The organism is Bradyrhizobium sp. SZCCHNS30572, from assembly GCF_032484415.1.
Lineage (GTDB): Bacteria > Pseudomonadota > Alphaproteobacteria > Rhizobiales > Xanthobacteraceae > Bradyrhizobium.
Window position 1 is genome coordinate 1 of the sequence record NZ_JAUESY010000020.1, and the last position, 1,284, is coordinate 1,284.

The following is a 1,284-nucleotide window of genomic DNA, read 5'->3' on the forward strand; positions in this document are numbered from 1 at the left end:
TCTGCACACCTTCCCCCTCGTGTGTTGTCGTTCCATTTCGAGTTCTCTGCTGCTGTGGAGAATCTCCGGTGGGATCCAAACATTTCGAGAACAGAGCTCGCCGCGAATGGTGGTCGCTGCACATCGAAGCGTGGCGTCGGAGCGGTCTCGGGATCCGCAAATACTGCCAGCAACAACGTCTGACCGAGAACACGTTGCGGCGTTGGCTGAAGCGGCTGGCCGGCAACGAGACTGCGCTTAAGCTTGAGAAATATCAGACGGAATTGCGCCGCGAGCGCGCCCGGGAAGAGCGCGAAAAGGCGCTCCGAAAGCAGAAGCAGCGCAGGTTCACGATCACCTCGGATGTACGCAATCGAGCGTCCCCGGCGTTCTGGGCGATGCATGTCGAGGCGCTGAACTGGAGCGGGATGGAACTCCGCGCCTACGCCGCGGCGATGCAGCTGTCGCCGCATTCGCTGCACAAATGGCGCGACCGACTGGCCACCGGCGAGGTCACGATCGACTGGCGCGCCCATCTTCATCCCTCCGCCCGTCCGCCCGTTAGCACTAGTGCTAGGAACTCACAGCCCGAACGCCGCTTGACAGCCGCTGAAATCGGCGATCCGGCCGCGACCAAAACGCCGGCCCGCCGCTTCTTCAGCGACGAAGAGAAGCTCGCGATCGCCAGGGAAACCGAGCTACCAGGCGCCAAAGTCTCTGCCGTCGCTCGCAAGCATGGGATTGTCACCGGGCTGCTGTTCCGCTGGCGCGCGCAGTTCGGCATCGCGCAAAAGAAGCGCTCCAAGCTCGCCCGTGTTGTGCTGCCCGACGACATGCCCGCCGCACGCGCCCTGCGCGATCTCGTGCGTCCACCGGAGGGCATGATGGCCGTCGACCTCGCTGACGGACGGCGTGTCTTCGCTCCCGCCGGCAGCGATCCGGATGCGGTGCGGGCGCGGATCGAAAGCGGAGAGACAGCATCATGATGTTCGTTCCTGCAGGCGTGAAGGTGCACCTGGCCCTCGGCTACACCGACATGCGGAAGGGCATGGACGGCCTCGCAATGCTGGTGCAGGACACGCTGAAGAAGGATCCGTTCTCCGGTCATCTGTTTGCCTTCCGCGGCAAAAAGGCATCGATCCTGAAGGTCCTGTTCTGGGACGGCAACGGGCTTTGTCTGTTCACCAAACGCATCGACCAGGGCGGCTTCGTGTGGCCGGTGATGGCGGGTTATGATGGCTCGATCACGCTCACGCCGGCGCAGCTCGCGATGCTGATCGAAGGCATCGACTGGCGCGCGCCAGA

General features: G+C 63.6%; 2 protein-coding genes. Both read left to right on the top strand.

Annotated features, from left to right (window positions below; translation table 11 throughout):
- Positions 1-68: 68 nt before the first annotated feature.
- Positions 69-965: an IS66-like element accessory protein TnpA gene (gene tnpA, locus QX048_RS35175; RefSeq protein ID WP_315752136.1), complete on the top strand. Its 897-nt coding sequence runs from the start codon at positions 69-71 to the stop codon at positions 963-965.
- The coding region (gene tnpB, locus QX048_RS35180; protein WP_315828672.1) for an IS66 family insertion sequence element accessory protein TnpB at positions 962-1,284 on the top strand (323 nt) is incomplete at its 3' end. The genes tnpA and tnpB, both read left to right, overlap by 4 nt.